Below are 6,782 nucleotides of genomic sequence, written 5' to 3'. Positions count from 1 at the left end.
CAGAAGCCTGTTTTTTTCAAGAGCCTCTTCGGCACCCCGATCCTCATTGGCCCATTGGCCCTGTGCGATCGGCAGGGCATCTTCAAGCGACAGGCTGCCATTGAGTTCGAAATAGTCTCTGAGATATTCCCTGACCAGAACCCCGTCCAGATGCGAGCATAGAGCCTCGGCAAGAACGGACTTTCCGGAGCTTTCAGGGCCGGTCAGAACAAGGCGGGGCAATCGGAAAAAGGGCATGGGAAACAAGCGCTGTGTGTGAAAGTGAGCCGTTGGCCTCTTCTCTCATTGCCTTTCGCGCTTGTCAATCCCGAGGCAGGGAAGCACATGGCCGCCCTTGAAAAGGGGAGGCCATGGTCTGTCATGATACGGCTTGCCGACAATGCCGGCTTGGGGACCCCGATCAACTGCCTGAGGGAGCAGCCGGGGCGGGATTGACCTGATCCGCCAATTGACCGGCAAAGGGCTCGTCAGCAAGAGGCTGCTCGCCTTCTTCCTGCATCGCGGTCCAAGAGCGTTCCGGAACAGTCCAGTCGCTGCTCTCCTGTTTGCGCACCCACCAGCGAAGGGCCAGGCCGAAGGCAACACCGACACCAATGGCAACGGTGAGATCCACCAGCACAGTCAGCACAAGGGTGAGCACCAGCAGCACGATATCGGAAATCCGGCCCTGTGCGTAGCTTTTCCATTTGTGCGGCTCGCTCATGTTCCATGCTGTTACCATCAAGAGAGCCGCAAGGGCAGGCATGGCCAGATATCCGGCCAGAGGCGCTGCCAGAAGCATCACCAAGAGAATGACAATCGCATGCACGATCCCTGCAATCGGTGTCTTGCCACCTGCCTTGACATTGGTCGCGGTGCGGGCAATGGCTCCGGTCGCGGGCAGGCCACCAAACAGAGCCGAGGCGATGTTGGCAAAGCCTTGCGCGGTCAGTTCCGCATTGGGGCGATGATTGCCATCGATCATGCGGTCGGCAACCATTGCCGAAAGCAGGGACTCGACCCCGGCCAGAAAGGCAATGATCAGTGCCGAAGGCAGCAATTCGCCGAAGCGGGCAAGGCTGATATCAGGCAAAGACGGCATCGGCAACATCTGTGGCAAAGCGCCGAAGCGCGACCCGAGTGTTTCAACAGAAAGTCCGAAGGAGGCGACCAGCAGCGAGCCAAGCGCAACGGCAACGATCAGTCCGGGAAAGCGTGGAAAGGCCCGGCGCAACAGGACGATCAGCAGCAGCGTAACCCCGGCAATGCCAAAGGCAGCGCCATTGAAACTGTCCCGTGCACCCCAAAGGGCAGGGATCTTTTCTGCAAAGTCCGCAGGCACGGAGAGCAGGTTCAGCCCCATGAAATCCTTGAGCTGACTGGAGGCAATGATAATGGCGATGCCGATGGTGAAGCCATTGACCACAGCCTCGGGAATATAGGCAATCAGCCGACCGATACGGAAATAGCCCGCGAAAACCAGAATGATCCCGGCCATGAAGGTCGATATCACCAGTCCGTCATAGCCATGGGTGGCGATGACGTCGAACACGACGACGATAAAGGCTCCGGTTGGCCCGCCAATCTGCACCCGGCTTCCGCCCAGAAGGGAAATGAAAAATCCGCCGATAATCGCCGTCACAAGGCCCTTGCCCGGATCTGCGCCCGAGGCAATCGCAATGGCGAGGCTGAGCGGCATCGCGACCATGGCGACGGTAAGCCCGGCGAGGCAATCAGAAATGAAGAGCTCCCAGCTATAGTTTTTGCTGGTCGTGACAAGTTTTGGCTGACGCATGATGGTAATGGAGGAATTAGAGAAAAGACCCTTATGCCTAGTGTGAATAAAGGAGCTTAACAAGCCTGTTTGTCGCTGGGCTTCCATGCAAAATTGTGAAGCATCAGTGGCATAGGGCTACGCCCCAAGACGATGATCATGGATAGAAAACTGGAGCCGATCTAAGTTTGGATGACGATATAAGTAGAAGTGCCAATTGGAAAGATAGACGATGGAGGGGGGCTACCGGTCGTGCTCATGCTCGGGGTCCATCGCATGATCTGCCAAGGTCACAGTCTTCTTGAAATGCACCCGATTGACCTGATCCCGGCCATGAGCAGGCGGGGCGCGATGCGTTTCGGCAAAGCCATGGGTCCGGTAATATCGGATCAATTCGTCCATCACCTCGGGGGTGTGAAGGCGCAAGTGTGAAAGCTCGCGCGATTCCGCCAGCATTTCCAGCTCGGCCAGCATACGACGGCCAAGACCCGTGCGTTGATGATCCACCCGCACCGCCAGGAAATCGATATATAGCCCATTTTCAACTTCCTTCATCGCAGCGGCCGCGAGAATTTTGCCGCCATCTTCTTGCAAGACATAGAGATTGCGGTCTTTCTGATAGTCGCCCATGTTGGAAAAGGCTTCGCTCGGCTGCTCAAAGCCCATTCGGTTTGCGATATAGCCCATGGATTTCAGAAACAGGGAACGGATCTCGGAGAGTTGCTCGGGTTTGGCCAGACGAAATTTCAGTATCATGTTTTCTTTCCCTCTTCCTGCATTGGCCCATACGCAGAGCCCATCGAACGGCAATGCCATAATGCGCTGAAGGGGGATTGCTGGCAAAGGATGATGGTTCGCCGGTGCCGGTTTTATCCCCCAACGCGCTTTTTTCGTATGCCGCGCGCCCTGTTATGCATCCTTGATGACGCTGACGGGCTGGCGCGGATTACGCTTGGGCATTGGGGCCGGTTATGAGGTCAATTCGATGACAAAATGATGACGTCGGCCCGGATTGCCTTTCCGGACTGCGCATAAGGGGAATTCCAGACCTGAAAGCGCGAAGCAAACCCCTAGCGTGGCAGGATGATTGAAGCCCTGAGGCCTCCTTCCTTGCGGTTCTTGAGGGTCACGTCGCCACCATGGCTGCGAATGATGGTGCGCGTGATGGAAAGACCAAGACCGACACCGCCGGTTTCAAGATTGCGCGAGCCTTCCACTCTGAAGAAGGGGGCGAAAACGTCATTGAGTTTGTCCGCCGGAATGCCCGGACCATCATCGCAGATCTCGATCCTGATCTGCTTTTCGGTGGAACTGAGCGAGAGGGCTGCACTGCCCGCATAGCGCAGGGCATTTTCGGTAAGGTTCCGGATTGCCCGCTTGAGGCTCACTTGCCGACAGGACAGCACCAGATTGTCCGGGCCGTCGAAGCTGACATCCTTGCCAAGTTCCTGATAGTCCTCGGCCATTGAAGAGAGCAGGGCTGCAAGATTGACTTCCTTTGTCTCCTCCGTGTTGGCATCCTCGCGCGCAAAGGCAAGCACGGCATCGGTCATTGCCTGCATTTCCTCAAGCGTCTCTTGCAGCTTCTCGCGCATTTCATCATCCTCGATGAATTCGGTGCGCAAGCGCAAGGTCGTAATCGGAGTGCGAAGATCATGGCTCACCGCGGCCAGCATCCGCGTCCGGTCCTGCACAAAGCGCAGCAGACGGTCATGCATGGCATTGAAGGCGATGATCGTTCCCCGGATTTCCTGCGGGCCCTTCTCTTCCAGAGGCTCGATGGCTTCGCCTCGCCCCAACTTGTGAGAGGCGCTTTCAAGCTCGCGCAAGGGGGCCGTGAGTTTGCGAACAACCAGAATGACCACCAGAATGATGCAAATGGCAGTCACAATCATCGACACCAGGAAAGGGCGACCCCATGTGCTTGGTGGCCGAGGCATACCGGTGCGCACGACCAGCCATTGACCGCTGTCAAGCGGAACGGCGACCTTCATGTCCTGCGCCCAGGCAGTCAGTGTGCGATCCTTGAAGCGCCGCATGGGGTGCCGCTCACTATCCTTCCAGTTGCGCCAGCGGAAAGGGCGATCCTCTGTCATGTCCATCTCGCTGTCGTCAGGGCCCCGCATGGCCATGCCGCCATTCTGGCCACTGTCCGGGCGAACCGGTTGTTTTGCAGACACCGGGGGAGGGGCGGCAGAAGACTGAGGGGCCAAAGTCGACTGATCAGGCACCTTTTGCTCATCCTCGTCGGATTTCAGAAGACCAAAGGGTATGGTTCGGAGTTTGCCAAACCGGACCGTATTGGCATCGATGCCCGCGCGCCGTTCCAGCCTATCGGCCAGATCCGCCTCCGTTGAGCCGGACTTGGGCAGGGACAGATCTGTTTTGTCCTCAAGCGAGAATAGAATGTCAGGCCCTTCAGCCGCACGGATGAAACGCTCATGAATGGATGGATCTGTCTGATTGAGCATTCTGACCACAGAGGCGGTCCGATCCAGCACCTGACCTCTGGTCGCGACAATCGTGATGCTGTTGCGCTCGATTGCAAACAGCATGATCGAAATCGTCTGGGCCAGAACCAGAGACAGCAACAGGGCAGCAATCAACTGGCCACCGAGCGAACGGGGCCAGAGATGAAAGGCACGAGACGGGCGGCGCTTTGCCCCGCGCCCGCTCTTCACGTCTGTCTCTGAAGGGGGGTGCTGGCTCAAAGATCATCCTCCTCGTCGGAGACATCGATCTCTGCATCCTCGACTTTGCCCGTGACTTTTGCCGTAAAGACATAGCCACCGCCGCGCACGGTCTTGATCATCTTCGGATTCTTTGGATCCTCTTCGATCTTCTTGCGCAAACGCGAAACCTGATTGTCGATCGAGCGATCGAAAATCTGGGCTGTCCGGCCCGACGTCAGGTCAAGCAGCTGATCGCGGGACAGAACCATGGTTGGGCGTTTGAGGAAGGTCACCAGCAGCCGGTAGTCTGCGGCACTGAGAGGCACGGTTACGCCGCCAGGGCTCACCAGCTCGCGCTGATGGACATAGAGGGTCCAGTCATCGAAGGTCAGGACTTCCGGCTCTTCGCTCTTTTGCGCCTCGCGCGGCATCAGCTGGCTGCGCCGCAGAACGGATTTGATCCGCGCCAGCAGCTCGCGCGGGTTGAACGGTTTGGCCAGATAGTCATCGGCACCGATTTCCAACCCTATGATGCGATCGGTTTCCTCGCCTAGGGCCGTGAGCAGGATCACCGGAATATTCTCATTTTCCCGCACGGAGCGGCACAGTGTCAGCCCATCCTCTCCGGGCATCATGACATCCAGAACGATCAGATCGATTGCCGCAGTCTTGAGCACCTGACGCATCTTGACCCCGCCATCGGCATCACTCACGCGAAAGCCATTGCGTGTTAGATATTTCGACAACAGCTCGCGAATGTCCCGATGATCGTCCACCACCAGAATATGTGCTGATTGTTCCATGTCAGACTTCTCCATTCTTGAAAGCAGCTACGGCCTCGGTTCCCGCCAGCTATCCGGATTGCACATCAGCGGGATCTCATCAATCCTGACTTATAAATTAGATAGCACGAATTTTGTTGCTGTCTAGAAAGATAGGCGAGATTTTTCAAGCACTAACGGGGGAAATTGTATCCAAGTGTAACGATCCGCGAACTTGTTACACAGAGTGACAATGAGATGCAAATCTGCCATGGACCTTTGAAAAACAATCCCTATCTTGTGAGCAACTCTAGAGGATCAGAACACACAAAGGCTCGTGTGTCGACGGGTGCCTGAGGAGAAATCTACGACACTCTCTTCTCGCTCTTGTGATCCTCGAACGGTTTCTGACCTCCCTTTACCCCCGCAGAGACCCCGCCGACGGAATATCCGTCGACGGGGTTGTTTCTTGCAAGCGGAAAACACACTGGGAAGTCAGGTTTTTTCTGAATTTCGGCGAAGTTTTTCACCTAAATTGTAACGGTATGTATCAAGGCCTGAAGTTGACACAGAACGAGACAAAATTCAGGTTTTTCGGCAAAGAAAAGCGACAATCGGCTTCTATATTCAACTCATCAGCGCGGAGACGTTTGGGTGTGAAGCTTCGTCTGAAAACAAGGAGGAGATCTCAACGATCATCCTTCGTAACAATGAACTTTGATCAGACGCCAATGTGGAATTGGTAAGCAATAGTTAGAGGAACAAAGAGAGATGAAAAACGCAACGAAAATCGCACTTGCACTGGCACTCGTAACCGGTGTTTCCGCAACCGCCCTCACCATTGACAGCGCTTCAGCCTGGGGCTGGAACAACCAGCAGGGTCAGGGCCAGGGTCAGAACTGGAATGGTCCACGTGGCGGCGGTAAAGCCGGCTTCAACAGAGGTCCACGCGGTGGCCAGATGGGTCAGATGGGTCCAATGGGCGGCATGGGCATGGCTGGTGGCTTCATGGGCGCAGGTGGCCCTCAGGCTGGCGGCTTCATGATGCTGCAACAGTTCGATACCAATAACGACGGTGCTCTGACCAAGGAAGAACTGACCGCAGGTCTTGAAAAGAAAATCACCGAAAATGATACCGATGGTGACAAGTCCGTGTCTCTTGAAGAATTCAAGGCTGAATGGCTCAAACTGACCCAGCCGATGATGGTTCGCGCTTTCCAGCATATGGACCGTGACGCCAGCGGCAAGATCACGCTTGAGGAAGTCACCGCCCCTGTCGAAATGATGTTCACCTTCCGTGACACCAACAAGGACGGCAAGATCGACCAGAGCGACATGATCGGACGTGGTGGCAAATTCGGCGGCCGTGGATATTTCATGCAGCCAAATACCCCACCGGCTCCAGCTCTTGCTCCTGCTCCTGAAGCCCAATAATATCTCACACGTCACAAATCCTGCCCAAGACATCAAACCCTGCGGTTGGCAAACCAATCGCGGGGCTTGTCATGTCAGGCCTGATTCAGCCGTAGCCAAAGGGCTCGCAGCCACTCGATCGGTTGAGGGGCTCGCATTGAAGCGCCCGCATGCTGGATGGCC

At 56.1% G+C, this 6,782-nt stretch carries 6 protein-coding genes; 1 reads left to right on the top strand and 5 read right to left on the bottom strand.

Annotated elements, in window-relative coordinates; translation table 11 throughout:
• The 5 genes from ACHZB8_RS15310 to ACHZB8_RS15290 form a co-directional block, all read right to left on the bottom strand.
• Positions 1-237, bottom strand: a 237-nt coding sequence (locus tag ACHZB8_RS15310; RefSeq protein ID WP_316861584.1) for an AAA family ATPase, incomplete at its 3' end; no start/stop codon positions are given.
• 163 nt (positions 238-400) lie between these two features.
• Positions 401-1,774 carry a SulP family inorganic anion transporter gene (locus ACHZB8_RS15305; protein WP_316861582.1) on the bottom strand — a complete coding sequence of 458 codons (1,374 nt, stop codon included), beginning with the start codon at positions 1,772-1,774 and terminating at the stop codon, positions 401-403.
• A gap of 222 nt (positions 1,775-1,996) precedes the next feature.
• Positions 1,997-2,509, bottom strand: coding sequence for a GNAT family N-acetyltransferase (locus ACHZB8_RS15300; RefSeq protein ID WP_316861580.1), 513 nt, complete (start codon positions 2,507-2,509; stop codon positions 1,997-1,999).
• A 314-nt stretch (positions 2,510-2,823) separates the two neighbouring features.
• Entirely contained in the window at positions 2,824-4,464 is a 1,641-nt protein-coding gene (locus tag ACHZB8_RS15295) for an ATP-binding protein (RefSeq protein WP_316861579.1), read from the bottom strand.
• Entirely contained in the window at positions 4,461-5,228 is a 768-nt protein-coding gene (locus ACHZB8_RS15290) for a response regulator (RefSeq protein WP_316861577.1), read from the bottom strand. The genes ACHZB8_RS15295 and ACHZB8_RS15290 overlap by 4 nt, the downstream gene beginning before the upstream one ends.
• A 729-nt stretch (positions 5,229-5,957) precedes the next feature.
• Between ACHZB8_RS15290 and ACHZB8_RS15285 the strand changes: the two genes are divergently transcribed.
• Positions 5,958-6,620, top strand: coding sequence for an EF-hand domain-containing protein (locus tag ACHZB8_RS15285; RefSeq protein ID WP_316861574.1), 663 nt, complete (start codon positions 5,958-5,960; stop codon positions 6,618-6,620).
• Positions 6,621-6,782 lie beyond the last annotated feature (162 nt).

It is taken from the genome of uncultured Cohaesibacter sp. (genome assembly GCF_963556055.3).
Taxonomy (GTDB): domain Bacteria; phylum Pseudomonadota; class Alphaproteobacteria; order Rhizobiales; family Cohaesibacteraceae; genus Cohaesibacter.
This window is presented reverse-complemented; position numbering and strand designations above follow the sequence as displayed.

Excerpts from the sequence above, each read along its gene's own strand:
- ACHZB8_RS15300 (WP_316861580.1), bottom strand. The coding sequence starts at position 2,509 with ATGATACTGAAATTTCGTCTGGCCAAACCCGAGCAACTCTCCGAGATC.
- ACHZB8_RS15285 (WP_316861574.1), top strand. The coding sequence starts at position 5,958 with ATGAAAAACGCAACGAAAATCGCACTTGCACTGGCACTCGTAACCGGT.
- ACHZB8_RS15305 (WP_316861582.1), bottom strand. The coding sequence starts at position 1,774 with ATGCGTCAGCCAAAACTTGTCACGACCAGCAAAAACTATAGCTGGGAG.
- ACHZB8_RS15290 (WP_316861577.1), bottom strand. The coding sequence starts at position 5,228 with ATGGAACAATCAGCACATATTCTGGTGGTGGACGATCATCGGGACATT.